Annotated in this window: 29 protein-coding genes and 1 tRNA gene; 14 read left to right on the top strand and 16 right to left on the bottom strand. The window is 49.9% G+C overall.

The annotated features are described in order from the left end of the window. Together asd and rsgA are read right to left on the bottom strand one after the other, a co-directional pair. Entirely contained in the window at nt 1–870 is an 870-nt protein-coding gene (asd, locus tag CWE07_RS07510; protein ID WP_111569135.1) for an archaetidylserine decarboxylase, read from the bottom strand. A gap of 5 nt (nt 871–875) precedes the next feature. Beyond that, nucleotides 876–1,895, bottom strand: coding sequence for a small ribosomal subunit biogenesis GTPase RsgA (rsgA, locus tag CWE07_RS07515; protein ID WP_111569134.1), 1,020 nt, complete (start codon nt 1,893–1,895; stop codon nt 876–878). 134 nt (nt 1,896–2,029) lie between these two features. On the opposite strand from rsgA, the gene orn reads away from it, so the two are divergent. From orn to CWE07_RS07545, 6 genes are all read left to right on the top strand, one after another. Further along, nucleotides 2,030–2,584 carry an oligoribonuclease gene (orn, locus tag CWE07_RS07520; protein WP_111569133.1) on the top strand — a complete coding sequence of 185 codons (555 nt, stop codon included), beginning with the start codon at nt 2,030–2,032 and terminating at the stop codon, nt 2,582–2,584. A 78-nt stretch (nt 2,585–2,662) separates the two neighbouring features. Next, a tRNA-Gly gene (locus tag CWE07_RS07525) sits at nt 2,663–2,738 on the top strand. A 226-nt stretch (nt 2,739–2,964) separates the two neighbouring features. Next, entirely contained in the window at nt 2,965–3,636 is a 672-nt protein-coding gene (locus CWE07_RS07530; protein WP_111569132.1) for a response regulator transcription factor, read from the top strand. Nucleotides 3,637–3,720: 84 nt separating this feature from the next. Next, complete coding sequence (locus tag CWE07_RS07535; RefSeq protein WP_111569131.1) at nt 3,721–4,131, top strand: OsmC family protein; 411 nt, start codon at nt 3,721–3,723, stop codon at nt 4,129–4,131. Between the two features lie 16 nt (nt 4,132–4,147). Continuing rightward, nucleotides 4,148–5,644, top strand: coding sequence for a response regulator (locus CWE07_RS07540; RefSeq protein WP_111569130.1), 1,497 nt, complete (start codon nt 4,148–4,150; stop codon nt 5,642–5,644). A 145-nt stretch (nt 5,645–5,789) separates the two neighbouring features. After that, on the top strand, nt 5,790–6,158 hold the full coding sequence (locus CWE07_RS07545; protein ID WP_111569129.1) for a MaoP family protein: 369 nt from the start codon (nt 5,790–5,792) through the stop codon (nt 6,156–6,158). Nucleotides 6,159–6,245: 87 nt separating this feature from the next. Here CWE07_RS07545 and purD read toward each other — a convergent pair whose 3' ends face one another. The 11 genes from purD to cutA form a co-directional block, all read right to left on the bottom strand. Beyond that, on the bottom strand, nt 6,246–7,538 hold the full coding sequence (gene purD, locus CWE07_RS07550; protein WP_111569128.1) for a phosphoribosylamine--glycine ligase: 1,293 nt from the start codon (nt 7,536–7,538) through the stop codon (nt 6,246–6,248). A 12-nt stretch (nt 7,539–7,550) separates the two neighbouring features. After that, entirely contained in the window at nt 7,551–8,495 is a 945-nt protein-coding gene (locus tag CWE07_RS07555; RefSeq protein WP_111569127.1) for a class I SAM-dependent methyltransferase, read from the bottom strand. 90 nt (nt 8,496–8,585) lie between these two features. Further along, the gene (gene purH, locus CWE07_RS07560) at nt 8,586–10,160 is read right to left on the bottom strand and encodes a bifunctional phosphoribosylaminoimidazolecarboxamide formyltransferase/IMP cyclohydrolase (RefSeq protein ID WP_111569126.1); all 1,575 of its coding nucleotides are present in this window, start codon (nt 10,158–10,160) and stop codon (nt 8,586–8,588) included. A gap of 96 nt (nt 10,161–10,256) precedes the next feature. Continuing rightward, a complete protein-coding gene (fis, locus tag CWE07_RS07565; RefSeq protein ID WP_111569125.1) occupies nt 10,257–10,553 on the bottom strand; it encodes a DNA-binding transcriptional regulator Fis in 297 nt (98 codons plus the stop codon). Next, nucleotides 10,546–11,535, bottom strand: coding sequence for a tRNA dihydrouridine synthase DusB (gene dusB / locus CWE07_RS07570; protein ID WP_111569124.1), 990 nt, complete (start codon nt 11,533–11,535; stop codon nt 10,546–10,548). Before dusB ends, fis begins: the two co-directional genes overlap by 8 nt. A 176-nt stretch (nt 11,536–11,711) precedes the next feature. Further along, nucleotides 11,712–12,596, bottom strand: coding sequence for a 50S ribosomal protein L11 methyltransferase (gene prmA, locus CWE07_RS07575; RefSeq protein WP_111569123.1), 885 nt, complete (start codon nt 12,594–12,596; stop codon nt 11,712–11,714). A 2-nt stretch (nt 12,597–12,598) separates the two neighbouring features. Beyond that, nucleotides 12,599–13,942, bottom strand: coding sequence for an acetyl-CoA carboxylase biotin carboxylase subunit (accC, locus tag CWE07_RS07580; protein WP_111569122.1), 1,344 nt, complete (start codon nt 13,940–13,942; stop codon nt 12,599–12,601). 21 nt (nt 13,943–13,963) lie between these two features. Continuing rightward, nucleotides 13,964–14,425: an acetyl-CoA carboxylase biotin carboxyl carrier protein gene (gene accB, locus CWE07_RS07585; protein ID WP_111569121.1), complete on the bottom strand. Its 462-nt coding sequence runs from the start codon at nt 14,423–14,425 to the stop codon at nt 13,964–13,966. A 16-nt stretch (nt 14,426–14,441) separates the two neighbouring features. Further along, nucleotides 14,442–14,903, bottom strand: a complete 462-nt coding sequence (aroQ, locus tag CWE07_RS07590) for a type II 3-dehydroquinate dehydratase (protein ID WP_111569120.1) — start codon at nt 14,901–14,903, stop codon at nt 14,442–14,444. Nucleotides 14,904–15,037: 134 nt separating this feature from the next. Then, nucleotides 15,038–16,840, bottom strand: coding sequence for a protein-disulfide reductase DsbD (locus CWE07_RS07595; protein ID WP_111569119.1), 1,803 nt, complete (start codon nt 16,838–16,840; stop codon nt 15,038–15,040). Between the two features lie 117 nt (nt 16,841–16,957). After that, nucleotides 16,958–17,293, bottom strand: a complete 336-nt coding sequence (gene cutA, locus CWE07_RS07600) for a divalent-cation tolerance protein CutA (RefSeq protein WP_111569118.1) — start codon at nt 17,291–17,293, stop codon at nt 16,958–16,960. A 90-nt stretch (nt 17,294–17,383) separates the two neighbouring features. On the opposite strand from cutA, the gene CWE07_RS07605 reads away from it, so the two are divergent. From CWE07_RS07605 to CWE07_RS07625, 5 genes are all read left to right on the top strand, one after another. Next, nucleotides 17,384–17,911, top strand: a complete 528-nt coding sequence (locus CWE07_RS07605) for an FxsA family protein (RefSeq protein ID WP_157983239.1) — start codon at nt 17,384–17,386, stop codon at nt 17,909–17,911. Nucleotides 17,912–18,030: 119 nt separating this feature from the next. Continuing rightward, nucleotides 18,031–18,321 carry a co-chaperone GroES gene (locus CWE07_RS07610; RefSeq protein WP_111569116.1) on the top strand — a complete coding sequence of 97 codons (291 nt, stop codon included), beginning with the start codon at nt 18,031–18,033 and terminating at the stop codon, nt 18,319–18,321. Between the two features lie 57 nt (nt 18,322–18,378). Further along, entirely contained in the window at nt 18,379–20,010 is a 1,632-nt protein-coding gene (gene groL, locus CWE07_RS07615) for a chaperonin GroEL (protein ID WP_111569115.1), read from the top strand. Between the two features lie 163 nt (nt 20,011–20,173). Next, complete coding sequence (locus CWE07_RS07620) at nt 20,174–20,680, top strand: DUF3016 domain-containing protein (protein WP_111569114.1); 507 nt, start codon at nt 20,174–20,176, stop codon at nt 20,678–20,680. A gap of 103 nt (nt 20,681–20,783) precedes the next feature. Continuing rightward, nucleotides 20,784–20,966 (top strand): hypothetical protein, encoded by a 183-nt coding sequence (locus CWE07_RS07625; protein WP_111569113.1) that lies wholly within the window; start codon nt 20,784–20,786, stop codon nt 20,964–20,966. Here the strand turns inward: CWE07_RS07625 and epmB are convergent. Next, entirely contained in the window at nt 20,963–21,997 is a 1,035-nt protein-coding gene (gene epmB, locus CWE07_RS07630) for an EF-P beta-lysylation protein EpmB (RefSeq protein ID WP_111569112.1), read from the bottom strand. The genes CWE07_RS07625 and epmB overlap by 4 nt on opposite strands. A gap of 110 nt (nt 21,998–22,107) precedes the next feature. Between epmB and efp the strand changes: the two genes are divergently transcribed. From efp to CWE07_RS07645, 3 genes are all read left to right on the top strand, one after another. Then, nucleotides 22,108–22,677 carry an elongation factor P gene (gene efp, locus CWE07_RS07635; protein WP_111569111.1) on the top strand — a complete coding sequence of 190 codons (570 nt, stop codon included), beginning with the start codon at nt 22,108–22,110 and terminating at the stop codon, nt 22,675–22,677. A gap of 86 nt (nt 22,678–22,763) precedes the next feature. After that, a complete protein-coding gene (gene epmA, locus CWE07_RS07640) occupies nt 22,764–23,717 on the top strand; it encodes an elongation factor P--(R)-beta-lysine ligase (RefSeq protein WP_111569110.1) in 954 nt (317 codons plus the stop codon). Nucleotides 23,718–23,812: 95 nt separating this feature from the next. Continuing rightward, on the top strand, nt 23,813–24,376 hold the full coding sequence (locus CWE07_RS07645; protein ID WP_111569109.1) for a MerC domain-containing protein: 564 nt from the start codon (nt 23,813–23,815) through the stop codon (nt 24,374–24,376). 49 nt (nt 24,377–24,425) lie between these two features. Here the strand turns inward: CWE07_RS07645 and trmA are convergent, their stop codons facing one another. Both trmA and CWE07_RS07655 read right to left on the bottom strand, forming a co-directional pair. After that, the gene (gene trmA, locus CWE07_RS07650) at nt 24,426–25,520 is read right to left on the bottom strand and encodes a tRNA (uridine(54)-C5)-methyltransferase TrmA (RefSeq protein ID WP_111569108.1); all 1,095 of its coding nucleotides are present in this window, start codon (nt 25,518–25,520) and stop codon (nt 24,426–24,428) included. A gap of 159 nt (nt 25,521–25,679) precedes the next feature. Then, nucleotides 25,680–26,102 carry an RNA recognition motif domain-containing protein gene (locus CWE07_RS07655; RefSeq protein WP_241974095.1) on the bottom strand — a complete coding sequence of 141 codons (423 nt, stop codon included), beginning with the start codon at nt 26,100–26,102 and terminating at the stop codon, nt 25,680–25,682. Between the last annotated feature and the right edge of the window lie 212 nt (nt 26,103–26,314).

Here is a 26,314-nt window from a genome sequence, read left to right on the forward strand (position 1 = left end):
TTAGTCGACCAAAGCGCCCATGACGGTACCCATGCGAGTGACATCTTCGGGTTTAAGATCATCGGCAAAGCTCATCATGCCCTCAGGAAAGGTCATCACAATCGTAGAGCCCAGTTTAAAGCGGCCCATTTCCTCGCCTTTTTTCAGGCTAACGGCATTAAAGCCGCTGCTTGGATAGTCCCAACTATGCACACTTGGCCCTGTTGGAGGTGTGACAGTACCAGCCCACACGGTTTCAATGCTGGCGACAATGGTGGCGCCAACCAGGGTCAAGGTAAATGGGCCTTGCGGGCTATCGAAATGACATACCACCCGTTCATTACGGGCAAATAACCCGGGCACATTGGCCGCCGTTAATGGGTTGACCGAGAATAAGTCGCCCGGTACATACGTCATTTTGCGTAACACCCCGTCAAGTGGCATATGGATGCGGTGATAGTCGCGCGGCGCTAGGTAAATTGTCGCAAACTGACCATTTTGGTAGCGCGCAGCTTCTGCGTCATCGCCGCCCAGCAGAGCTGAAATTGAATAGTCATGATTTTTGGCTTGCACAATGCTGCGGCCATGAATCGGCCCAAGCTGCGATACCGCGCCATCAACCGGGTGGGCAAGTTCACCATCGCCCGCCAATAGGGGGCGCGCTTCGGGTTTCAGCGGGCGGGTAAAAAACTGGTTGAAAGTCGGGTAGTCGCGCGGGTCTTCTTGCACCGCCTCAGTCATATCAACTTTATAATGCTTGATAAACCAGCGCATAAAGGCTTGGGTAAAAATACCACAACGCGCACTCGCAAAGGCACCCATCGCGCGGGAAATGGCATGCTTGGGTAATACATATTGGGCTTTGACTTTAAATTGATCGAGTTTGCTCATGACGATTAAGCCTGCTGTAAAGATTCAATAATGCGATGGTAGTTTTCTAGTCGCTCTGCGTCTAGCTTTTGTGCGGCGACGGCGGCTTGCAGTGCGCATCCGGGGTCGTTTTTATGCGTACAGTCGCGAAATTTGCAACCGCCAATAAATGGCCGAAAGTCGCGAAAGCCCCAAGTCACCCGCTCTGGTTCAATATGCCATAAACCAAACTCGCGAATACCCGGCGAATCAATCAGTGCGGCGCGATTGGCTAAGCGGTGCAATTTAGCGACTGTGGTGGTGTGTTGGCCCAGCCCTGAGTTACTCGACACCGCACCCGTTTCAATCGCCGCATCAGGCAAAATAGCATTGACCAGAGACGACTTGCCGACCCCAGACTGACCGACGAAAATAGATACATTGTCAGCCATTAGCGCTGTCAGTTGGTCAAGACCTTGGGCTTGCTTTGCGCTTACTGTGGCAACTTGGTATCCGATATCGCGGTACACCTGAAGCCGACTTTCGATGGCGTCACGGTTGTCCTCATCAAGTAAGTCAGCCTTATTCAGCACAATGACAGGCCGAATTGCGATATCTTCACAAGCCACTAAATAACGGTCGATAATTTGGCTGGAGAATGCAGGTAATGGTGACGTCACCACAAAAATTTGGTCGATATTAGCCGCCACAGGCTTGATACCGTCGTAGGTATCAGGGCGGGTCAGCACGCTGCGGCGCTCTTCCACAGCTTCGATGACGCCTTGCAGGCCTTGCTCGTTCTCAGCTGCGGGGCGATACGCGACTTCATCGCCGGTCACTAACGAGCCAACGGTGCGGCGAATATTACAACGTAGGGTAACGCCGTCAGCGGTTTCGATATCCGCATGCTGGCCGAAGCGGCTAATCACTAGCGCGCTTTGCATTTGCCCCAGCTGTTCAGCGCTCCACTCAACATCTTGGCGCAAGTCACGTTTGGCCAGCCGCTTTTGCATGTTTTCGCGTACGCGCCGCTGTTGACCCTTGCTCAGTTTATTGTGTCGACCCACAACGTTCCTTTCATGGTGATTAACTTTCTTGCTTGCTATGATACAACACTTCGGGGCTATACGCCCGTTTTGACCTGTTGCGTAAGCTTGCTAGATACATAGTACGCCTGCGCCCCTTGCGTTTGGAGCATAGCATGAGCGAAATCAGTCAGCGTTTAATTTGGATTGACTTAGAAATGACAGGTTTAGTGCCTGAAACGGATGTCATTATAGAAATTGCCACCATAGTCACCGATAAAGACTTAAACGTTATCGCTGAGGGGCCAGTGTTCGCGATTCATCAAAGTGATAAAACCTTGGCCGCGATGGATGAGTGGAACACGCGCACACATACCCAATCGGGCTTAGTCCAGCGCATTCGTGAGTCATCGGTTAGCATGGCTGACGCGCAAGCACAGACGATAGAATTCCTACGGGAACATGTGCCAGAGCGCAGTTCCCCCATGTGCGGTAATAGTATTTGCCAGGATCGCCGCTTTCTAGCGCGTCAAATGCCTGAACTTGAAGCGTACTTCCATTACCGTAATTTAGATGTAAGCACACTGAAGGAGTTGGCGCGGCGCTGGAAGCCGGAGGCGTTGTCGGGGTTCAAAAAACAGAATACCCACACTGCGCTGTCCGATATTCGTGAATCCATTGCGGAATTGGCGCATTATCGAGCAACCCTGCTAAATTTGGAAAAAAATTAAAAAAAGGGGGTTGCATTGTTTCTCAAGTTCAGTAAAATGCGCCTCGCAGTCAAGGGCAATGCCCGGTAAGACAGCACTGCGAGTATAGCTCAGCTGGTAGAGCGCGACCTTGCCAAGGTCGAGGTCACGAGTTCGAACCTCGTTACTCGCTCCAAATTAGAAAAGCCGCCTAATCAGGCGGCTTTTTGCGTTTAAGTCTTGCGCCAATGCATATCTCCTTATCTCCCTTATATTTTTAATCAATATCGACATCTTTAATCAATATCGACACAAACAATTAATTGCTTGGTTTAGCTAAGATTTACTAGCTACCCAGTATATTCTTTGTTATATATTAGGTATTCGCGTGTAACACAAAACATAAATAATACTTAAAAATTATGCCTAATGTTATAATATCAAAGAGCAAAAGTTGGATTTCTAAGTGGGACGGGCTGCTAGGCCTTGTTAAGCCTGACTCTCCGGTCATTCACTGTGATGCATTGCAGGACTTTTTCAGAATTCGCCTACAACCTTTGTCTGTGATCTTCGTTGATACTCAAAGTGTGGGCCTACCCAAATACTTGCCTTATAACCCCAGTCCCTATTTAAACCAATGTAACTTTGTGTTGGCGAATACGGGTGGGCTGCCAGAAAAGGCAATGCTGCACTTTCTAAAAACCGGATATAGTGGCGTGCTGCACGGAGAGGAACGGCCTGAGGACGAACTCAAAGCCCTTGAGAACTTGCTCAATAACCGGATTTGGTTCCCACGCGCAATTGTCGAGCAGGCAGTGCGTGATTATCAAACCAGCAATACGTCACAAGAGCAGGTCGTATTTGAGCTGGCTGCGGCCTACGAACTGAGTAAGCGTGAACAGCAAGTGTGTATGGCACTGCTTGACGGCCATAAAAATAGCGAAATTGCGCGGCGGTTATTTATTAGTAAGCACACAGTGAAATGCCACGTCACGAATATGTATCGTAAGCTTGGGGTTAATTCCCGCCATGACATTCTGACCTTAGTTAACCAGCGTATGAAACGACAAGATAATTTAGGTATGACAGGCTAAAATTTTCGTCTGTGCGATTTGAAACTATGGGCGCGCAAACCTGGCTGTGATAATCTTGGGATGAAACAGTCAAAGGAGTCGCAAATGCGCGCAAAAGTACAGTGGTGTGGCGATCTTAAGTTCTTAGGTACGTCGGGTAGCGGTCATAGCGTGGTCATGGACGGTCAACAAGGGCAGCATGCACCAAGCCCAATGGAAATGGTGCTAATGTCCGTCGCAAGTTGCTCGTCGGTAGACGTGGTCTCCATTCTGCAAAAAGCACGTCAACGCATTCAACATTGCGAGGTAGACGTCACGGCTGAGCGTGCCGATGCCGTCCCTGCGGTGTTCACCAGTATCCATCTGCATTTTATCGTGACTGGCGAAGACATCGCCGAGCAGCATGTCGAGCGCGCGGTCAAACTATCGGCTGACAAGTATTGTTCGGTGTCTATTATGCTCGGCGCGACCGTCAAAGTGACGCACAGTTTTAGCGTCAAACCCTCTGACATGTAAGCTTGGTAGCTGTGCGATGAAAGTCATCATTGTTGAAGATAATGTCGAAACCTTAGGCGTATTACGCGATTTCGTGCGCGCTATTGATGCTAATTATGAGGTTCAGCTGCATGCGTCTGGCGCTGCACTGATGGAGCGTAAAGACAAGATTCAGGCCGATTTGATTATTCTCGGCTACGATCTTGGCCCCTCCGTCAAAGGCACTGAACTATTACACTACCTTGAGTGGCGTCAGGGAATTAGTGCCAAAACCCACGTAATTTTCTTATCTAACACCATTCACCTTGCTAAGCGCCAAGCGCCGTTGCGTTTTACCCAAACCGAGTTTCGTGAAAAACCTATGAGCTTAGGCCACTTGCAAGCGAGCATTGCCTGGGTGAAAGAAAACCAAGCCACGTTTTCGAGTGTGTTTTACTTAATTGATAAGCAAAAATGGCTACCGGCATTTAATAGTTTGCAATTGTGCAAAGCCAACTGCCCGCCGCACTTGCAGCAACAAGCTTGGTTGCTCGAGTGCATGCTGCTGCTTAAGCTAGGTCAGTTTGCGAAGGTGATTCGCCGTTACCAGTTAATTCAGGATTATTGCTGGGCCCGCGCGATAAAACTGCGCGCGCTGTTTAGTTTGGGTCAATACAAAGCAGGGCGTCATTTATTTAACAGTATGGCCTCGCAGGACGCGTATTACAGTGCAACCTTGGCATTGGTGAATCAGCTTTCGATTGCTTCAGGGCAATTAGCTGATCTGCAAATGCCAGCCAGCCTAAAAGAAAGTGAGCTATCACTCTTTGAATGTGAGTGTAAAGCCATCGTATTAACTTACCAACGTCAAACCAATGATGGTCTCGCTTACTTAAACAATAAATTAAAGCGCGCTAAGCGTGGCTCCCATCAAGCTTATTTCTATGCGGTTGCCATTTTGAAAACAGTGTTGCTAGGTGTATTCAAAGAGCCGACTGTGGAACACGCCAAAGCGCAGTTAGGTGCCATGCAAGTGGCATTGAATATTGTTACCGCACAGCAGCATGGGCGCGATAAAGAGCTCAATGAGTCATTATGGCCAGCACTGTTGGAGCATTTTGAAGCAGGCACGATTACAGCCGCAAGCGACACCCAGCTCAAGGTGGGTGAGCCGACCCAAGATGCTTCACCGATTTCGTTGTTGGTACGCATGTATTTGCATTGGATTGCCCATAGCGAGGTTCAAATTTGTCAGGTTCAAGCCTGCGTGAACCTGATTCAGCAGCAAGGTGCCACCAGTCGCGCCACCAGTAACCAGTTGTTACTCGAACTGATGCTCGGCATGATGCTGCCAGAGCCATCTCAGCGTGTGCGCTTAGCGGATGCCCTTGGCACCTCGCTATTCAAGCAAGCCCAATTCGATATTGCAGCCTATGCGTGGCATCGCGCTGTGCGCCTGGCGCCGCAAAATCCAGCGTTGGCGCAAAAGCTAAGCGCATGTATGCAGCGCTTGGAAGTAAAGCAATTCTTGCCGCAGGAAACCACAGCCAGCTAAAAATATTTATTGACAAAAGTCATTCTCGCCTCTATATCGTCAGTATAAATTTTAGGTAGCGACATTATCATTCGGTAGGGTCGCTTATTCGAGGTTCTCCAATCCCTGAGTCAACAGGGCCGGAGGTCAGCTAGGCGAGGATATTATGGCTGCATTAACCCGTGACACACTGCTAAGAAAACCGTTTAATGATTTTCGTAACTACCCGTACGGCTTTGCACGTTCAGGTGATTTCTCTATTCGTGAAAGTGACGCTTTACTGCACTACGGCTGTTTGATTAATGCCTTAGTTGCCGGTGAATTGGCGCCTGAAACGGAAGAAGACAAGAACTTGCTGGCCGTAGCCAAGGGCGAACAGGCCGCTGTGAGCCCAGTGGAGAAAGCTTGGGCCAAGTACCAAGCCCGTATTAATCGCCCTAAAGTGGGCAGCATGTACGGCCGCAGCAAAGTGTTTGAAGACGATAGCGACTATACCGCATCAACAGAAGACGATGACCTGGTCGTCGAAGATTAAAGCGTGAGTAACGCAACTCAGATTAAAAAACATAGAGCCAGCATATGCTGGCTCTATTGCTTTTAAATGGTGACAGTGACTTTGCAGTTAAGACTGTTGCTCACGTGTAATGGCACGGTGGGCGATGTCACGACGATAGTATGCGCCGTCCCATTGAATGCCTTTCACCAGCGCATAGGCATGAGCTTGAGCTTCAGTCACGGTATCGCCTAACGCGGTACAGCAGAGTACACGTCCACCGTGAGTCACGACTTGCTGGTCTTTGACCGCCGTGCCTGCGTGAAACACTTTCGCTTGTGCCGTATTGGGCGCATCGGTTAAACCGTGAATCACGTCGCCTTTACGGTACTGCTCTGGATAACCACCCGCGGCCATCACCACGCCCACCGCAGCGCGCGGATCAAACTCAATCGGCGTACGCCCAAGTTGACCTGCTAATGCGTCTAAGCATAATTCGACTAAATCTGATTGTAAGCGCATCATGATTGGCTGTGTTTCAGGGTCGCCGAAGCGGCAGTTATACTCTAAAACTTTCGCTTGGCCGTCTTTATCAATCATTAAACCAGCGTATAAGAAGCCAACGTAGGTATTCCCCTCAGCACGCATGCCTTCAACGGTAGGCTGCATAATATGTTGCATCACCCACGCGTTGATGTCATCGCTCAGTACCGGTGCTGGTGAATAGGCCCCCATACCGCCGGTGTTAGGACCTTGATCGCCATCATCACGGGCTTTGTGGTCTTGGCTTGAAGCGAAAGGCAAAATAGTATCGCCATCCACCATGGCGATGAAGCTTGCTTCTTCACCCTGTAAAAACTCTTCGACGACCACTTGTGAACCCGCATCGCCAAATTTGTTGTCAGCCAGCATATCGTCAATGGCAGCGTCAGCTTCGGCTAAGCTTTGCGCAATGATAACGCCCTTGCCAGCGGCTAAGCCGTCGGCTTTGATCACAATGGGTAGCTGGTGTTGACGCACATAAGCCTTGGCCGCATCAACTTCGGTGAAGGTGCCATACGCGGCAGTCGGGATCTTGTGCCGAGCCAGGAAATCCTTGCAGAACTTCTTGGAGCCTTCTAATTGTGCAGCCCCTTGGCTTGGCCCAAAAATGGCCAAGCCATGGGCTTGAAAGGTATCAACTACACCGGCAACCAGCGGCGCTTCAGGCCCCACGATAGTCAGTTCAATGTGCTCGCGCTGGGCAAAGGCAAGTAAGCCGTCGATGTCCTCAGCACTGATAGCGACATTCTCTACCATGGGCTCTAATGCAGAACCTGCGTTGCCAGGCGCCACGTAAACATGGTCAACACGTGACGACTGCGCAACTTTCCAGGCTAATGCATGTTCGCGGCCACCGCCGCCGATAATCAATACTTTCATTCAGCTATCTCATCATTCGGGTTTTCGGAATTTCAGGGTAAAGCGGCCGCTTTCACCGATTTCAGTGAAGCGGCCTTCAGGGTCACCACCGCGAAGGGTAGGGGGTAATGCCCATACACCATCGGAGTAATCGGCGGTATCATCTGGGTTGGCGTTAATATCGCTTTCATCAACCAACTCAAAGCCAGCTGCCTCTGCTGCGCTAACAACCCAGCTTTGCTTGATGTAGCCGCTACTTTCAGCTTCTTCATCGTCGCGATCTTCTGGTAAGCGATGGTCGACCATGCCAAGTACGCCACCTGGGCGCAAGGCGGTATAAAAAGCGTCCATGGCTTGTTCAAGACCTTCGCCACCACTGCGCATATACCAATTATGCAAGTTTCGGAAGGTAAGTACCATGTCCGCACTGCCCTCAGGGGCAATCTCGTGATGACTGCCTGGGTTAAACTCGGTTATTTGCACATTCGCATAGATATTACTGGTGCGCAAAAAGTCTTGATAATTACCACGCGCAGTACGAAAAAAATCTGACTCAGAGTCACCTGGGAAGTGAGCCGCATACAGTGTGCCTTCTGCTGCAAGTAGAGGTGCCAGGATTTCGGTATACCAACCAGCACCCGGCCATACTTCTACCACCGTCATGTTCGGCTCAATACCGAAAAACTCAAGGGTGTCATATGGGTTACGCGCACCATCACGATCACGGCTTTGTGGGCGACGACTAGGCGCATCGACTGCCTCTCGCAACGTCATTGGGCTGATGTCCATATCCAGATTAAAGTCGCGCTGCTCAAGATCTGAACCTTCGTCATCGACATCACGCACGACATCTAACTCTTCAGGCTCATTTTCTTCGACGACGGCAGGATTGACCGGCGGCTCTTCCTGCTGCATGGCAAAAGAAGGGCCTGCAATCAAGCAGGCCAAAATGCTTAAGCTTAAAAACGATTTATTCATTGTAACGTCCTCAAATTTGCTGCTTATGAGAGATTCATAGTCGCTATTAAGCGTAGCAGCAAATTCGCATCCGTGAGTTAAACCCCAAGTTTAATGGCGGAAATGACGCACGCCGGTAAATACCATGGCGATGTCGTGCTCGTTCGCGGCAGCAATGATTTCGTCGTCGCGAATAGAGCCACCTGGTTGAATAATCGCACTAATGCCTGCTTCTGCGGCCGCATCAATACCGTCACGGAATGGGAAAAATGCGTCCGAGGCCATGACTGAGCCAGCAACTTCTAAGCCTTCGTCAGCAGCTTTAATACCAGCGATCTTCGCGCTGTAGACGCGGCTCATTTGCCCTGCACCTACACCAATCGTCATGCCGTCTTTGGCGTATACAATGGCGTTCGATTTAACGAACTTGGCTACTTTCCAGCAGAATAGTAAATCTTCAATTTGCTGTTCGCTGGGTGCACGCTGGGACACCACTTTTAAGTCGGCAGCTGTAATGACGGCATTGTCACTGTCTTGTACCAGTATACCGCCTTGCACACGCTTATAATCCATTTGCGCCTGGACACCTTGCCAAGGAGCAGTCACCAATAGACGCACATTTTGTTTAGCACCCACGATAGCTTGTGCTTTACGGCTTGCGCCCGGAGCGATAATCACTTCAACAAACTGACGGCTGATAATGGCTTGGGCGGTGGCTTCGTCGAGTTCACGGTTAAACGCGATAATGCCGCCAAACGCTGAGGTTGGGTCGGTTTTAAAAGCACGCTCGTAGGCCGCTTTAATACTATCGCCCACTGCCACGCCACATGGATTGGCATGCTTGACGATGACACAAGCCGGTGCGCTGAATGATTTCACACACTCTAAAGCCGCGTCCGTATCGGAGATGTTATTAAACGATAGAGCTTTGCCCTGTAATTGCTTTGAAGTCGCAACACTCGGTGTTTCGGCATCAGCTTCCACATAAAATGCCGCTTGTTGATGACTGTTTTCACCGTAACGTAAGTCCTGCTTTTTGCGCAGCTGCAGGTTCAAGGTATCCGCAAACTGAGCTGGGGCATCGGTGTTCTGGGTGCGCTGGCCTAAGTAATTGGCGATCATGCCATCATAGGCAGCCGTATGTTCAAAGGCGGCTGCGGCTAACTGGAAGCGAGTTTGTTGGCTCAAGCTACCTTGTGAGTCAGCCATTTCGGCTAACACGCGGTCGTAATCACTGGCGTTGACCACAATCGCGACATCCGCATGGTTTTTCGCTGCGGCGCGCACCATGGTAGGGCCGCCGATATCGATGTTCTCAATCGCATCCGCGAGGCTGCAGTCTGGGTTCGCGACGGTTTGTTTGAACGGGTATAAGTTCACCACCACCATATCAATCGGATCGATATCATGAGCTTGCATGACCGCTTCATCTTGGCCACGACGGGCCAAAATGCCGCCGTGAATTTTAGGGTGCAAGGTTTTTACTCGACCGTCCATAATTTCAGGGTGCCCGGTATGGTCAGACACTTCGGTCACCTGCAGCCCTGCGTCACGTAATAATCTGGCGGTGCCGCCTGTGGATAGTAGGTCAACGCCTTGCTGGCTAAGTGCAGTGGCAAATTCGAGAATGCCAGTTTTGTCTGAAACGCTGAGAAGCGCACGGCGGATAGGACGGTGCTGGTTCATAACCTGATTTCCATGATTTATGAGTAAAAACAAAGACTAAATTATAAAGCAAAAGCAAATAAAAAGCCCCGCACAGAGGCGGGGCTTCAGGGGCAATTAGTTCATGCCGTATTTTTTCAGCTTCTTACGCAAGGTACCGCGGTTGATACCTAGCATGGTTGCTGCACGGGTTTGGTTGCCGCGCGTGTAGGTCATAACTTCTTCAAGTAAAGGCGCTTCCACTTCAGACAGTACCAGCTCGTACAATTCCTGTGGGTCCTGACCTTCCAGTTGCGTTAGGAAGTTGTTTAGCGCCTGCTTTACACTGTTGCGCAATGGCTTAGGGTTAGCGTTCTGGCTTGCCGTCATCAGGGGCGTGTTAACTGCATCACGATTTACGTTCTGATCAAACATAGTAGCGCTCTTGTCTCTCTTGTAAGTTTTCAAAATAATGGTGTAGTGCGTCGCTTTGCGCGGCCGCGCTCTCCAGGGCATTGAAGTAACTTCTAAACCCAAGTGGATCATCAATGGCCTGCAAGTACCAACCAATATGCTTCCGGGCTATACGTAGGCCCTTCAGGTCACCGTAAAAATTATGTAGCTGTTGCAAATGCTGGTGCATGACCGTGGCTAGTTCGTCCATACTCGGTGGCGCTAACGCTTGTTGCTCGGCAAGATAGTGGACTATCTCACGAAACAGCCAAGGGTTACCTTGGGCACCTCGGCCGACCATCACTGCGTCTGCGCCCGTGTAATCGAGCACAAATTTAGCTTGTTGCGGCGAAGTAATATCACCATTTGCGACCACAGGGATGGAAATCGCCTGCTTGATTGCCGCAATGGTGTCGTACTCGGCGTTACCCTTATACATATCCTCGCGCGTGCGTCCATGTACTGCCAGCGATTGAATGCCTGCTTGTTCAGCTATCTTGGCAATTTCAACCCCGTTGCGATGCGCGCGAGCCCAACCTGTGCGTATTTTCAAAGTAACCGGGACATCTACCGCAGCAACCACTGCATGTAAAATCTCGGTGACCAGCGCGGGGTCCTGTAATAATGCCGACCCGGCCAGCTTTTTATTAACCTTTTTCGCTGGACAGCCCATATTGATGTCAATAATTTGGGCGCCATGCTCAACGTTGTGTTGTGCCGCCAGCGCCATCAGCTCTGGGTCACAACCAGCTATTTGCACCGCACGAATACCCACATCTTGGTGGTGCATCATGCGCTCGCGCGATTTCTCGGTCTCCCATACCCGCGGGTTGCTGGAGAGCATTTCTGAAACGGCAAGCCCTGCACCCGTTCTTATGCATAAATTGCGAAAGGGTACATCGGTGACGCCCGCCATGGGCGCTAAAATCACATTATTGTCGAGTGTATAGTTTCCAATCCGCATCGTCTAAAAACTGTGCAGCGAAAGGGGAGAGAATTTTAGGGAATTTGAACGCGAAAGGAAAGGCGAGAAAGTGAACAAAACTGGCTTTTTTTTCACTTTTCGCCCTTGACTTTATTTCTGGTTAAGCCTTGGCGCACCTGCTTTACAGCCCGATGCTTGTTAACGGTGTGTAATTTCTATGCGCTGACTCTTTGACCGTTCAGCATCACCCATTCGTCTTGCTCTGTGACTGGATTAAACGCAATGGCAGGCTGATAGGCATCCATTACGTCGTCAGCTTGTCTGGATAATATCCCTGACATACACAAGTAGCCATGTTCGCCGACGTAGCCAAGAATCACTGAGCTCAACTCTTGCAGTGGCCCAGCTAACACATTCGCCACCACAATATCAGCGGCCATGGTGGGCTGTTCCGACGGTAAGTACACGTCGAACTTATCGCCGACGTCATTGCGTTCTGCGTTTTCACGCGTGGCAATCAGAGCTTGGCGGTCAATATCAATGCCAACACAACGTGCCGCACCTAACTTGAGTGCCGCGATACCTAAAATACCGGAGCCACAGCCAAAATCGACCACGGTTTTACCCGCCAGGTCTTGCTTGGCTAACCAACTGAGACAAAGCGCCGTGGTCGGGTGCGTACCCGTACCAAACGCCATCCCTGGGTCGAGCAGAATATTTGCTGCACTGGGATCAGGTGCTTGGTGCCATGACGGCACGACCCACAAGTTGCTGGCGAACTGGATAGGCTTGAAGTTATCCATCCATTCGCGTTCCCAGTCTTTGTCTTCCAAAGGATCGGTCTTAAACGCGAAGCCTTTACCTAAGTATTTCACCTGTTCAAGGCGCTTAACTAGCCCGCGCATATCATGGGCAGCGTCAAATAAACCGGTCACTAAGGTATGGTCCCACAGTTGAATTTCACCGGGGCCGGGCTCAAATATAGGCGCGTCTTTACCATCGCGATAGGTGACCGCTTGCGCGCCATTGGCGATGAGGACATCGCCAAGTTGACGCGCATGGGCTTCATCACTACTTAAAGTCAGTTGAATCCAAGGCATGCTTAAGCAAGCCCCAGCTTTTTCTCTAAGTAATGAATGTTGGTACCACCATGTTGGAAATTCTCATCCGCCATGATGCCTTTTTGCAAAGGTATATTGGTTTTAATACCGTCGATAATTAATTCGCTTAAGGCATTCCGCATGCGCGCAATAGCGACGTCGCGGTTGTCACCAAAAGTAATCAACTTGCCTATCATCGAATCGTAGTTCGGTGGTACGCGGTAGTCAGTATAAATGTGCGAATCCCAGCGTACGCCCATGCCACCTGGTGGGTGGAAACGGGTAATTGTGCCAGGCGAAGGCACAAAACGCTCAGGGTCTTCAGCATTGATACGACATTCAACAGCATGGCCGCGAATGACCACGTCTTCTTGGCTAATCGACAGCGGACGCCCCGCAGCAATGCGCAGCTGCTCCTTGACTAAGTCAATCCCGGTTACCAATTCGGTGACAGGGTGCTCAACCTGAATACGGGTATTCATTTCAATGAAATAGAACTCGCCGTTTTCGTATAGGAACTCAAAGGTACCAGCACCGCGATAACCAATTTCCACACACGCACGGGCACAGCGCTCACCAATGCTTTTACGCATTTCTTGGGTGATACCGGGTGCTGGCGCTTCTTCTACCACTTTTTGGTGACGGCGCTGCATCGAGCAATCGCGCTCGCCCAAGTGAACGGCGTTACCTTGACCGTCTGCTAACACCTGAATTTCGATATGGCGTGGGTTCTCTAAGAACTTCTCCATATACACCACAGGGTTACCGAAAGCAGCACGGGCTTCGTTTTGGGTGGTGACAATCGCAGACAGTAAGTCTTTTTCCTGACGCACGACACGCATACCGCGGCCACCGCCGCCGCCAGCGGCTTTGACAATAATCGGATAGCCAATACGCTTAGCAATTTTCAGGTTCTTTTCATCATTGTCGTCCAACGGACCACCCGAACCAGGCACACAAGGTACGCCTGCGGCTTTCATCGCTTCAATCGCTGATACTTTGTCGCCCATCATGCGAATCACATCAGGGGTTGGGCCAACAAAGATAAACCCAGAATTTTCCACCTGCTCAGCAAAGTCAGCATTTTCTGCTAAAAAGCCGTAACCCGGGTGAATAGCAGCCGCGTCAGTCACTTCTGCTGCACTAATAATACGTGGAATATTCAGGTAACTTTCAGTCGCTGAGGCCGGGCCAATACAAATTGACTCATCGGCGAGCAACACGTGCTTAAGATTTTTATCCACCGTAGAGTGAACGGCGACGGTTTTGATGCCTAATTCTTTACAGGCACGCAAAATACGCAGCGCTATTTCTCCACGGTTGGCAATCACTACTTTATCTAACATAGTCTCAACCTGGCGGTAGTATTATTCGATGATAAATAGCGGCTGGTCGAATTCCACCGGCGCTTCGTTCTCAACCAAGATTTTCTTCACAGTGCCGCTGACATCTGCTTCAATCTGGTTCATCATTTTCATCGCTTCCACGATGCACAGGGTGTCACCGACATTGACTTGCTGGCCAACCTGAACAAAGGCTTTTGCACCTGGGGCTGGCGACTCATAATACGTACCAACCATAGGTGAACGCACTTTATGGCCAGTTTCTTCTGGCGCAGGTGCGTCAACAGAGGTCGCAGAAGCGGCTGCGGTCGGTGCGCTTGGCGCTGCTGCAGGCATCGGCGCTGGTGCCGCATAATGCATTTGTTGCATAGGTGCTGGGCTGTGACGATTGATACGGACTGATTCTTCACCTTCAGTGATTTCCAGCTCTGCAATGCCAGACTCTTCAACCAGTTCGATTAGCTTTTTAATTTTACGAATATCCATAACCAATATCTTTGCTCTAGTTAGTGTGAGAAGAGGACTGCAACAGGCTAACTGCTTGTTGCAATGCGAATGAGTAACCAGCTGCGCCAAACCCAGATATTACCCCTTGGGCAATATCTGAGATATAGGAATGGTGACGAAACGCTTCGCGCGCATGTACATTCGATAAATGCACTTCAATACAAGGAATTTGTACCCCTTGTAAGGCATCACGGATCGCCACACTGGTGTGGGTATAAGCAGCAGGATTTATAATAATGAAGTCAATGTTACCGTGCGCTTGCTGGATTGCATCAATCAGCTCGTGCTCGGCGTTACTTTGTAGGCAAGTGACTGCGCAACCTAATTCAGCCCCAAGCTGAGTGAGGTTTTGATTGATCTGTGCCAGCGTGGTCGTACCGTATACCGACGGCTCACGCGTCCCCAACATATTCAAATTAGGGCCATGCAAGACTAAAATGCGTGATTTCTCAGTCATATTGCGCTCATCTGCTGCGATAAAGCCAAAACCACAAATGCGGCATTGGCGTTTTAACCAATCATGTCATTATACGGCCTAATTTCAAAATGACAGTAAAATACTGGTCTTATCACAGCATTTCGGCGCAAGTTTTACATCATTAGCTGCTCTAAATGTTGGGCAAAGTCACGGGCATTCATAAAGCCTGTCACCCGCGCACCGCGAATTTCCTCTCCATTAGGGTCAAAAAACATAATGGTGGGCAAGCCAACGACTTGATAGTGGCCGAGCAATTCGTTATTGGTTGCGTTGCTACTGGTGACGTCCGATTGCAGTACGACCGCATTTTCAAGTAGCGCTTGAACCTGCGGGTCGGTAAAGGTGTAGGCTTCAAATTCTTTACAGGCAACGCACCAGTCGGCGTACAGGTCGAGCATGACCCACTGGCCTTGCGCGGCGTCCAAGCGTTGCTGCAATGCCTCAAGGCCGACTACTTGCTCAAACTCCAAGTGCTCCATAAACGCGGCTTGGATAAATGGCTTCTGCCAAACGACCCCAGCGCTGGCTAGTGCCAGCATGCAAGCGACCAAAATAACTCGCCCACGGGCTTTCAATTGTGGCCAGAAGCTACGGCTAATAATCACGATGCTGATTACGATAAACACCAGCCACAGAATAGCTGCGGTGAACATTGGAATGAGGCGCTCGATCATAAACAGTGCTACGGCTAACAATAACAGGCCGAATATAATCTTCACGCTGTTCATCCATGGGCCAGCTTTCGGAAGTAACTTGCCGCCAGACGCACCAATAATCATCAGCGGGATGCCCATTCCGATACTTAAGGCATAGAGGATTAAACCACCGTTTACCACATCGCCAGACTGCGCGATAAATAGCAATACGCCAGATAATGGTGCCGTAGTACAGGGGGATGCAATCAAGCCAGACAGCGCACCCATCAGGAAAACACCGCCATAGGCGCCGCCTTTTTGGCGTTGACTCAATTGATTGAGCGAATTCTGCCATCGGCTTGGCAGTTGCAATGTATATGCGCCAAACATACCCGCTGCAAGGACAATAAACAGAATTGCTAGGGTGATTAAAATAGCCGGGTGCTGTAAGTACGCTTGGTATTGCATACCCGCGAGCGCCACGATAATACCTAGTGCCGTGTAGGTGAGGGCCATACCTTGCACGTACACAAACGATAGCAAAAAGCCGCGTCCTGTCGTGAGCTTACCGCGTTGACCGCCAATAATCCCGGCAATAATCGGATACATTGGAAACACGCATGGGGTAAAGGCTAAACCTAGCCCGAGCAGTAAAAACACCAGCATGACCCAGGTCAGGTTGTCAGAATTCAGTACCTCACTGAAAGGGCCACCAGCCGGTTCTGAAAAATCGGCAAGTGCGACACCGCTGCCTGTGCCGGCGGCACCTGCGCCCGTGGTTGCCTGCAGGGAGATTTCATGCCGCGTCGGCGCATAACATAAGCCAGCGTCAGCGCAGCCTTGAAAGCTAAACGTCAATACCTCACCGCCCTGAAGTGGGGCTAACTCAACCACAATTGTTAAGCTGTCGCGGTAAATAAAGGTATCACCGAAAAACTCATCGGAATGCTCTTCTGCTTCAGGGAGCGGTTGAATGCCATAAATTAAAGATTCAGGCTGATAACTAAAGCGGTGCTGATATAAATAGTAACCTTCGGCAATATCAAAGTGCAGGCTGAGTTCATCGCCGTGCTGCTCATAGCTAAACTGAAACGCTTGCTGGACTGGCAAAAAGTCACTGTCGTTACTGGCAAACTGATTCATGTTAAAGGTTTGCGCCATGCTGGGCGCTTGCCAACTAAATGCAAGCAGCATCAGCCAAGTTGCAAACCAACCCATGCGAAATAGATATGGGCGTTTGACCTTAGGTCGGGCACTGCCTTGAATGGCGCCTGTAAACATACTTAAATTCCTGCACATAAAAAAGTAAAAGCCCGCGGCAACCTGAGTGACCAGCAAAGCACAGATAGTAGCAGCATCGCAGGTCAAGGTTAACCGACGATGAATCCGGTTGCCTGGTTAGTTGTTGTTGCCAGTGGTCGCTGCGACCCAGGTGAGATAATCCGTCAGGCCATGTTGAATAGGGCTGGCAATAATCTCTGGGGTGTCATACGGATGCAATGACAAAATGGTCGCCTCAAGTCGCTCATAATTTGCCGCTGTAGTTTTTGCTAACAGTAAAAACTCCTGCTGTTGCTCAATCTTTCCTTCCCATGCATACACAGATTCGACCCCGGCAACTATATTGACACAAGCAGCTAATTTTTTAGCCACCAGAGTTTGCGCAATCTGTTCAGCCACCGCACGGCTTGGCGTTGTGCAGAAAACCATGATGATGTCATGTGTAACTGGCATAAAAAACCTCGTAAGTGGAAAGAGCAAGCTGCCTTGAATTTGCGGCTATCATGCCCCATTTATAGAGTTAACACCAAGTTAGGACTACTTATGTTACAACTACTTTTATTGATATTTATTGCTGTTCCAATTATCGAAATCACTATCATGCTGCAAGTGGGCGATGCGATCGGTGGTTGGAACACTATTTTGTTAATCATTGCCACGGCGGTGATAGGCGCATTATTAGTCAAGCTTCAAGGCGTGCGCAACTGGGTGGCGATGCAGCAACGCATGTTGCAAGGTCAAGTGCCTGAATTGGAAATGGTCGGTGGGCTGCTTATTTTCTTTGCAGGCGTGCTACTGATTACCCCCGGGTTTGTGACCGATATCATTGGTTTTGCGTTACTTGTGACGCCTGTTCGGCATGCCCTCGCAGGACGCTTAATTGGGCGTATGCAGGCTAAGGGCAAAGCTGCCTTCATGCGCTTTCAGTTTGGTCAAGGGCAGCCAGGTAGTCGCTCTAGAGGTCCAGCTAATGACGCGAACGGCGACGTGATTGACGGCGAGTATACTGAGAAGCGCGAGCCCCATGCGCATCTGGGTGATAACGACGACACGCGCAACAGCAAAAAGTGAATTTTTTTTCACTCGCCCCCTTGGGTTCGTCACAGCAGCCCCCATTTTGCTATCAACTAAATATTTAACACCGGCCTTCGGGCCTTTCGTTATGTCTATCTCAATTAGGGAGTATCCACATGAAACTTCGTCCTTTGCATGACCGTGTGATCGTCAAGCGTTCTGACGCAGAAAGTAAATCACCAGGTGGCATCGTGTTAACTGGCTCAGCAGCTGAAAAGTCAACTCGCGGCGAAATCATCGCTGTGGGCAATGGCCGCATTCTGGACAACGGTGAAGTGAAGCCATTGGATGTAAAGGTTGGTGACAAAGTCTTATTCAGTGAAGGCTACGGCGTGAAAACCGAGAAGCTGGACGGCGAAGAAGTGCTTATCATGTCCGAGTCAGACATTTTAGCCATCGTTGAGTAACCGTTCGTTACGTTAAAACGAACTACCACTACTGAGAATTAAGAAGGAATACAGATTATGGCAGCTAAAGAAGTTAAATTTGGTAACCAAGCACGTCAAAAAATGCTGAAAGGCGTGAATATCCTTGCCGACGCGGTAAAAGTAACTTTGGGCCCTAAAGGCCGTAACGTGGTGTTGGATAAGTCATTTGGCGCACCAACTATCACCAAAGACGGTGTTAGCGTTGCGAAGGAAATCGAACTTGAAGACAAGTTTGAGAATATGGGCGCGCAAATGGTCAAAGAAGTTGCGTCAAAAGCCAACGATGAAGCCGGTGACGGTACCACAACTGCGACCGTATTGGCGCAAGCGATTGTGGCTGAAGGCTTGAAGTCAGTTGCTGCGGGTATGAACCCGATGGATCTGAAGCGCGGTATTGATAAAGCGGTGATTGCGGCGGTTGAAGAGCTGAAGAAAATTTCTCAGCCATGTGCCGACAGCAAAGCGATTGCCCAAGTGGGTACGATTTCAGCGAACTCTGACAGCACCATTGGTAAAATTATCGCTGATGCCATGGACAAAGTGGGCCAAGAAGGCGTCATCACCGTTGAAGAAGGCCAAGGCTTGCAAGACGAGCTGGACGTGGTTGAAGGTATGCAGTTTGACCGCGGTTACTTATCGCCTTACTTCATGAACAACCAAGAAGCTGGTCTGGTTGAGCTCGACAGCCCTTACATTTTGTTAGTTGATAAGAAAATCAGCAACATCCGCGAATTGCTACCAACCCTTGAAGGTGTGGCGAAATCAGGTAAGCCTTTATTGCTGATCGCTGAAGACGTTGAAGGTGAAGCGCTGGCAACTTTGGTTGTTAACAATATGCGCGGCATCGTCAAAGTAGCGGCAGTTAAAGCACCAGGCTTCGGCGACCGCCGTAAAGCCATGTTGCAAGATATTGCTATTTTGACTGGCGCGACCGTGATTTCTGAAGAAGTTGGCATGGAGCTGGAAAAAGCTCAGTTAGAAGACTTAGGTAGTGCGAAGCGTGTTGTTATCAACAAAGACAACACCACGATTGTTGACGGCGCGGGCGATGAGAAAGCGATTGAAGCACGTGTTGGTCAAATTCGTGCACAAATCGAAGAAACGTCTTCTGACTACGACCGCGAAAAACTGCAAGAGCGTTTAGCTAAGTTAGCTGGCGGTGTTGCGGTGATTAAAGTTGGCGCAGCGACTGAAGTTGAAATGAAAGAGAAGAAAGCACGTGTTGAAGACGCGTTGCATGCAACCCGCGCTGCGGTTGAAGAAGGCGTAGTGCCTGGTGGTGGTGTTGCTCTGGTTCGCGCAGCGAGCAAGTTGCAAGACTTACGTGGCGACAACGAAGACCAAAACGTCGGTATCAAAGTTGCGTTACGTGCGATGGAAGCGCCAATGCGTCAAATCGCGACCAACGCCGGTGCGGAAGCGTCAGTGGTTACCAACAAGGTTCGTGAAGGCGAAGGTAACTTCGGTTACAACGCAGGTAACGACACGTATGGCGACATGTTAGAAATGGGTATTTTGGACCCAACCAAAGTAACTCGTTCTGCACTGCAATTTGCAGCCTCAGTGGCATCATTAATGATTACCACCGAAGCCATGGTTAGCGAGTTGCCAAAAGATGAAGCTCCGTCAATGCCAGGCGGCGACATGGGCGGCATGGGCATGATGTAAGCGTTCGCTTACGTCGCTCCAACCTATTCAAGGCAGTGCTTCGGCACTGCCTTTTTGTTGGTGCGCCAGGCAATTCTTTGCAATTCTCTAACCTGCAACCTATTGCTTAAATTATGGTCATACTCTACAACTATGTATGTTGTCCTATTAGGAGGATACCGATATGAAACGCACCATGATTGCCTTGATCACAATGGCACTATTGCCTTTATCCGCGCTTAGTGCAGCGCATAGCGCAGAGTTGAATATTGAGTTTAAAGAGCCCGAACGCTTTTCCGATATCGAACCTGCGCGTGAAAACCGCACCCGATTTCGTGAGCGTACGTTAGCTGGTTTTGAGGAAATATTTGCCCAAGTGGCAAGTCGCTTGCCTGAAGACCAGGTATTAAACGTCACTGTCACCGATATCGATTTGGCGGGTTACGTTGAACCTATTCCAAGTAGCGGTGGCTTAGAGCCGTTGCGCATCGTTCGCCATGGACATGAACCGGTATTACGCTTTGCATACAGCTTAGTGGCAGCCGACGGCGAAGTACTGCAAGAGGGTGAGGAGCGTCTGCGTGGCCGCACGACTACCGACAGTATTCGGCGCCATAGCACCAGTACCGACAATCTTGGTCATGAACGTGAAATGGTTGAACGTTGGTTCCGCGAAAACTTTAACGCTTAATTTTCGTAAAGAGGTTAAAGTATCCGGCGCAGTCACCGACACAGTAAGCGAGGGTAAATGCCCTCGCTTTTTTTTCCAAATACGTGATCACGTAGGAGGTAGCATGGAAGTATCAATGAATAGCCAGCAAGCCCTTGAACTTAAAGGTGTGCAGATGGCGAACAATCAGCAAAAGTTAGTCGGCCAAGCGAGCTTGCAGTTATTGCAATCCGCAGCGGTCGAAATGACCGTTAGCCCGTCTACGCCGAGTGCGGCGGTGGGGCAAAACATTAACACCACGGCTTAGGATTCACTAGGCCAAAGCGGTGTTTTACTTGCTTCACCGGCAATCTCACGTACCAGTTTAGGTACTAAGAAACCTGGTAGCGAAGCCTGTAATTGCTGAATAAGATCAGTGGCAAAGGTGTCGCTCACTGCGAAGTGTGCGGCGCCGGCCACTTTATCTAGCTGGTGTAAGTAATACGGCATGACACCCACCGCGAACAAGGCTTCACTGAGTTGCGCCAATGCTGCAGCATCGTCGTTGACCCCTCGCAATAACACACTTTGATTCAACAGATGCACACCCGCTTGACGCCATTTGGCAAGACCTTGGCGAAGCTCTGGGCTAATCTCTTGCGCGTGATTGGCGTGAATTACCAGAATAATTTGCAAGCGACTGGCATAAAAGCGGTCGGCAAGCTCCTGGGTCAGGCGATCAGGAATCACCACTGGCAGGCGCGAGTGAATACGTACTCGGGTAATTTGCGCTAATGGCTCCAATGCAGCCAGTAATGTGGCAATCTTATCGTCCTTCGCCATCAATGGGTCGCCGCCACTCAAAATCACTTCATTCACCTCCGGGTGAGCGACGATATAGCGCACTAATTCATTAAGTTGAGCTTGGCCAAACTTATGTTCGCCATATGGGAAGTGGCGCCTAAAGCAATAGCGGCAGTTCACTGCACAGCCGCCGCGCAAAATGACTAATACCCGTGAGCTGTATTTATGCAATAAACCGGGTTGTGCAGTGGCATCGTCCTCGCCAAGTGGGTCTGTGCTATAGCCATCGACGGCATTGAATTCGTTGTGCAAGGGCCAGACTTGGCGCAATAATGGGTCATTAATATCGCCAGGTCGCATCAAACCAGCGAAGTGTTGTGGCACCAGCATCGGAAATAAACGTCGAGCTGGCGCATGCGTGGCAATCCAAGTGCTTGGCAGCTGCAACGCCTCACCGAGTGCAAGCGGGTCTTTATAAGCATTCGCTAACTGGCGTTGCCAATCGTTCGGAGCGCTTAGATGGATAACTTGTGCCTCGTTCGGTGCTGAGCTCATGGGTGCGAATAGATATTTTAATTCAATGGGCTGTTATTTTACCTGAAATGCCGCCCGGTTTGGTTTATTATTGGGACAAAATTTGTAGACTTCCCGCAAAGAGGATATCCATGGCAAGTTACAGCACAAGTGAATTCAAAGGTGGTTTGAAGATTATGCAGGACGGCGAGCCTTGCACCATCCTTGAAAATGAAATGGTTAAGCCAGGTAAAGGCCAAGCTTTTAACCGCGTGAAAATCCGTAAATTAATTAGCGGTAAAGTAGTAGAGAAGACTTTCAAGTCCGGCGATAGCGTTGAAGCGGCCGATGTACAGGAAGTTGAACTTGCATACTTGTACAGTGATGGCGAGTTCTGGCATTTCATGAATAATGAGAGCTTTGAGCAACTAGCCGCCGATGAAGCCGCAGTGGGTGACACGGTTAAATGGCTAGTCGAGCAAGACGTTTGCACATTAACCTTGTGGAACGGCAAGCCTATCAATGTCACACCACCGAACTTTGTTGAATTAGAAATTACTGAAACCGATCCTGGTTTGAAAGGTGATACTGCTGGGACAGGTGGTAAACCGGCCACTTTGGTGACTGGCGCTGTGGTTCGTGTGCCATTGTTCGTACAAATTGGCGAAGTGATCAAGGTTGATACCCGCAGCGGCGATTACGTCTCTCGCGTGCAAAAATAACGGTGTCGGCATAATGCCGAATCAATCAATCGAGCGAATAAACGGTGCCATTGGCACCGTTTTGTTATTGGACATGGCAACCTTTTATGACCCTTTGGCAACCCGGCATTAGTGTTCAGCGTTTACGCGACCGTGCCCAATTAATGCGTGAGATACGCGATTTCTTCGCGCAGCGCGAAGTGATGGAAGTAGACACACCGTTGTTAGCCACAGCAGGGGTAACAGATCCTCACTTAACCAACGCCGAAACCAGCATCGCTGGTCAGCGTTACTTTCTGCAAACTTCGCCTGAGTATGCAATGAAACGCCTGCTAGCCGCTGGCAGTGGGTGTATCTATCAGCTTGGCAAAGCAGTGCGCGATGACGAATTGGGGCGCTATCATAACCCAGAGTTCTGCTTACTTGAGTGGTACCGTATCGGCTTTGACGACACGCAATTAATGCAGGAGGTCGATGCATTTTTGCAAGTTACTTTGGGCTGCGAGGCTGCGGATTATATAAGCTACCAAGCCCTGTTTTTGAAGTATTTAAACATAGACCCGTTGGAAGCAGCTGGTATTACGCAGCTAAAGCACTGGCTGAGTGCACAGCAGCTTGGTGATTGGGTAGCAACGGAAACCGATACCGACACGTTGCTGCAACTGGCAATGAGTCATTTTATTGAGCCCCAAATGGGTCAACAACGTCCGGTTATCGTATTTAATTTCCCCGCCAGTCAAGCTGCTCTCGCGAGGATTGATGTGCAGGACCCTCGGGTAGCCAGGCGCTTCGAGGTGTACTTTAAAGGGATAGAACTCGCCAATGGTTTCTATGAATTGAGCGACAGTTCAGTGCAGGCACAGCGATTCGCTGCGGACAATCAGATGCGGTCGCGCCAAGGCAAGCCGCAGCAGCCTATTGATCACCATTTATTAACGGCCCTTGAGGCAGGTTTACCGGATTGTGCAGGTGTCGCGTTAGGCGTAGACCGCCTTGCCATGCTGAGGTGGGGAGCAGAGCATATCGACCAGGTGCTCTCATTTAGCGCAAGACGCGTATAGAACAGGTAAATCTGTGTTTTGAGCGTGGCCGCTAATTGCACTTTATATACGCAATGTTATACTATCACACCCTAACAGTAGACTAAGGTTGGTTCATGAAGCATAAACCGCTCGACAAAACAGGCATTTGGCTAGCCATCGTATGTGCATTGCACTGCTTGCTAGTACCGGTATTGTTGCCGACCTTATCGCTGATTGGCTTATCTTTTCTAGGCGCGGAAAGTTTAGAACGTGGCATTTTATTGGTCAGTGCAGTACTTGGTGGCGTAGCCATTGGTATCGGTTCACGCCATCATCGTAGCCCTTTGCCTATGCTCGCCCTTGCGACAGGCGTGGTGTTGTATTTCAATAAACATAATATAGGGCATGAGTTCGGCCACTTGTGGGAAATTCCGGTCGTTCTGGTGGGCGCATCGCTACTCATCACCGCCCATGTGATGAACCTATATATGTGCCGCGTAGCCAAAGCCAAGAATTGTGATGTGGCTGCAGACGAGCCGGCCATTTCATCGCCTGCCACTTCGTCGCCTGCCACTTCGTCGCCTGCCACTTCGTCGCCTGCCACTTCGTCGCCTGCCACTTCGTCGCCTGCCACTTCGTCGCCGGCCCCTTCATCGCACAGTCCTGCCGCAGAAACCTCGCACGTAGTTTTGAAGTAACGCACAACAAACCAGCTTTGGCTGCTATGCGTAGCATCCCCGCGCGAAGTCATGACTTCGCGCTAAGAAAAACGCCAACCTCAGTATGCTCAGTAAACGGGAACTGGTCGAATAATGCTGCACGGGTTATGTGGTGCGTGTGGGTTAATGTTTCCAGATTCTCGGCTAAGGTTTGAGGGTTACACGATATATAGACTATGTGCGGGTAGCGGCTGACCATCTGCAGCGTGTCAGCATCAAGTCCTGCGCGTGGTGGGTCAACCAATACGGTGTCGCACTGATAGTCAGATAGGTCGATTCCCTCTAAGCGTCGAAACACTCGCTCTCCTTGAATGGCTTGGGTGACTTCTTCAGCCGCCAAGCGCACAACCTGGACATTATCTATTTGATTGAGCGCGATATTCAGTTCCGCCGAGCGTACTGAAGTTTTGCTGATCTCGGTTGCAAGCACACGTCGAAAGTTAGTCGCAAGGGGTAAGCTAAAGTTACCGTTACCGCAATATAATTCCAGCAAGTCGTTACTAAGCCCCTTGGTGACGTCGCTTGCCCAAGTTAACATGGCTTGGTTAATGCCAGCGTTCGGCTGAGTAAAGCTATTTTCTACCTGCTCGAATTTATACAGACGTCCATTGACCTCTAACTGTTCCATTACCGCTTCACTACCGAGCACCACTTTCTGCTTTCGGGCGCGTCCGATAATACTGACCTTGGCAAACTGATTAAGCGCTGCGCGTAATTCATCGGCAGCTTCTTCCCAACTTGCCTCGAGTTGACGGTGGTAGAGAAGAGATACGACGGCTTCGCCCGTGGTAGAGGTTAGAAAGTCGACCTGAAACAACTTTTTGCGCAGCAATGGTCGGAACTGAATAAACTCCAGTACAGCTGGCATCAGTTGGTTGATAAGTTGGTTAGCTGCAGGTAGCGAGTCGACCCGATACTTGTCGCGTGTCGCTTGGTCGAACATTATATAATACAGCGCGTCACCTTCATGCCAGACGCGAAACTCAGCGCGCATGCGATAGTGTTCAGGTAATGACGGATGAATTTCAAGTGCGGGTGGCGTAAACGGGGCTAAGCGTTGGCGCAATTGTTCTGCTTTAGTATCGAGCTGGGCTTGATATCGGCTTGGTAATGATTGACTCATAACAGGGACTCTATAGCGTGCGCTCTCATACAGCGCGGTCAACAAAGTCGTCTATTCTAACTCAAACAGGGCTGGCGCCCAATGTGCGAGATAAAGGTTGCATCAGCCTTTGGTATCAACTGAATACCAAAGGCTCAATACAGATAATAAAGAAGGGACTTAGTCCTTACGTTCTGTGTTAGCAAAACGCACTTTAAGTGTGCGGCCTTCATATTCAGAGTCGTTTAAACGATTTAACGCTTCATCGGCACCTTGCGCTGACATCTCGACAAATCCGTAACCTTTCTTTTTACCAGTGCGACGATCTTTGACTAAACGTACTGCAAAAACATGACCGAACTCAGAGAATGTTTCTTCTACATTCTGCTCATTCGTCTTAAACGGCAAATTACCTACATATAGTGTGACTTGATCTGAACCATCTGGGTTTTGACCCGTTGACGCAGGTGTAGGGTGTTGTGCGGGGGCGGACTGAGTGCGGGCACGCGGAGACGCTTTAGGCGCTTTTGCACGCTGTGCGACGATTGACTGACTTACCCATGGTGAGAGTACAGCGCTGACGAAGCTAAAAATGGCAACCAAAGATATAAGTTGAGTGTTCGCGGCAATGCCACCACCGATAAGACCTGCAATAAGGCCGAAAACAATTGCGATAATAGCTGCAACAGGCCTTGTTGAACAAATAGTGGAACTTTCTCAGTTAGCGTTGATCAGATCGCCAAACCACGCTGATACTAGACACCGCAATGAGCAAAGCAAAATACCGAGTTAAAAACTGGTCTGAATACAACAAA

It is taken from the genome of Aliidiomarina maris (assembly GCF_003987335.1).
Lineage (GTDB): Bacteria > Pseudomonadota > Gammaproteobacteria > Enterobacterales > Alteromonadaceae > Aliidiomarina > Aliidiomarina maris.

Coding starts and splice junctions, on each gene's coding strand:
- asd (WP_111569135.1), bottom strand. CDS start 870: ATGAGCAAACTCGATCAATTTAAAGTCAAAGCCCAATATGTATTACCC.
- orn (WP_111569133.1), top strand. CDS start 2,030: ATGAGCGAAATCAGTCAGCGTTTAATTTGGATTGACTTAGAAATGACA.
- CWE07_RS07530 (WP_111569132.1), top strand. CDS start 2,965: ATGCCTAATGTTATAATATCAAAGAGCAAAAGTTGGATTTCTAAGTGG.
- CWE07_RS07535 (WP_111569131.1), top strand. CDS start 3,721: ATGCGCGCAAAAGTACAGTGGTGTGGCGATCTTAAGTTCTTAGGTACG.
- CWE07_RS07540 (WP_111569130.1), top strand. CDS start 4,148: ATGAAAGTCATCATTGTTGAAGATAATGTCGAAACCTTAGGCGTATTA.
- CWE07_RS07545 (WP_111569129.1), top strand. CDS start 5,790: ATGGCTGCATTAACCCGTGACACACTGCTAAGAAAACCGTTTAATGAT.
- purD (WP_111569128.1), bottom strand. CDS start 7,538: ATGAAAGTATTGATTATCGGCGGCGGTGGCCGCGAACATGCATTAGCC.
- CWE07_RS07555 (WP_111569127.1), bottom strand. CDS start 8,495: ATGAATAAATCGTTTTTAAGCTTAAGCATTTTGGCCTGCTTGATTGCA.
- purH (WP_111569126.1), bottom strand. CDS start 10,160: ATGAACCAGCACCGTCCTATCCGCCGTGCGCTTCTCAGCGTTTCAGAC.
- fis (WP_111569125.1), bottom strand. CDS start 10,553: ATGTTTGATCAGAACGTAAATCGTGATGCAGTTAACACGCCCCTGATG.
- dusB (WP_111569124.1), bottom strand. CDS start 11,535: ATGCGGATTGGAAACTATACACTCGACAATAATGTGATTTTAGCGCCC.
- prmA (WP_111569123.1), bottom strand. CDS start 12,596: ATGCCTTGGATTCAACTGACTTTAAGTAGTGATGAAGCCCATGCGCGT.
- accC (WP_111569122.1), bottom strand. CDS start 13,942: ATGTTAGATAAAGTAGTGATTGCCAACCGTGGAGAAATAGCGCTGCGT.
- accB (WP_111569121.1), bottom strand. CDS start 14,425: ATGGATATTCGTAAAATTAAAAAGCTAATCGAACTGGTTGAAGAGTCT.
- aroQ (WP_111569120.1), bottom strand. CDS start 14,903: ATGACTGAGAAATCACGCATTTTAGTCTTGCATGGCCCTAATTTGAAT.
- CWE07_RS07595 (WP_111569119.1), bottom strand. CDS start 16,840: ATGTTTACAGGCGCCATTCAAGGCAGTGCCCGACCTAAGGTCAAACGC.
- cutA (WP_111569118.1), bottom strand. CDS start 17,293: ATGCCAGTTACACATGACATCATCATGGTTTTCTGCACAACGCCAAGC.
- CWE07_RS07605 (WP_157983239.1), top strand. CDS start 17,384: ATGTTACAACTACTTTTATTGATATTTATTGCTGTTCCAATTATCGAA.
- CWE07_RS07610 (WP_111569116.1), top strand. CDS start 18,031: ATGAAACTTCGTCCTTTGCATGACCGTGTGATCGTCAAGCGTTCTGAC.
- groL (WP_111569115.1), top strand. CDS start 18,379: ATGGCAGCTAAAGAAGTTAAATTTGGTAACCAAGCACGTCAAAAAATG.
- CWE07_RS07620 (WP_111569114.1), top strand. CDS start 20,174: ATGAAACGCACCATGATTGCCTTGATCACAATGGCACTATTGCCTTTA.
- CWE07_RS07625 (WP_111569113.1), top strand. CDS start 20,784: ATGGAAGTATCAATGAATAGCCAGCAAGCCCTTGAACTTAAAGGTGTG.
- epmB (WP_111569112.1), bottom strand. CDS start 21,997: ATGAGCTCAGCACCGAACGAGGCACAAGTTATCCATCTAAGCGCTCCG.
- efp (WP_111569111.1), top strand. CDS start 22,108: ATGGCAAGTTACAGCACAAGTGAATTCAAAGGTGGTTTGAAGATTATG.
- epmA (WP_111569110.1), top strand. CDS start 22,764: ATGACCCTTTGGCAACCCGGCATTAGTGTTCAGCGTTTACGCGACCGT.
- CWE07_RS07645 (WP_111569109.1), top strand. CDS start 23,813: ATGAAGCATAAACCGCTCGACAAAACAGGCATTTGGCTAGCCATCGTA.
- trmA (WP_111569108.1), bottom strand. CDS start 25,520: ATGAGTCAATCATTACCAAGCCGATATCAAGCCCAGCTCGATACTAAA.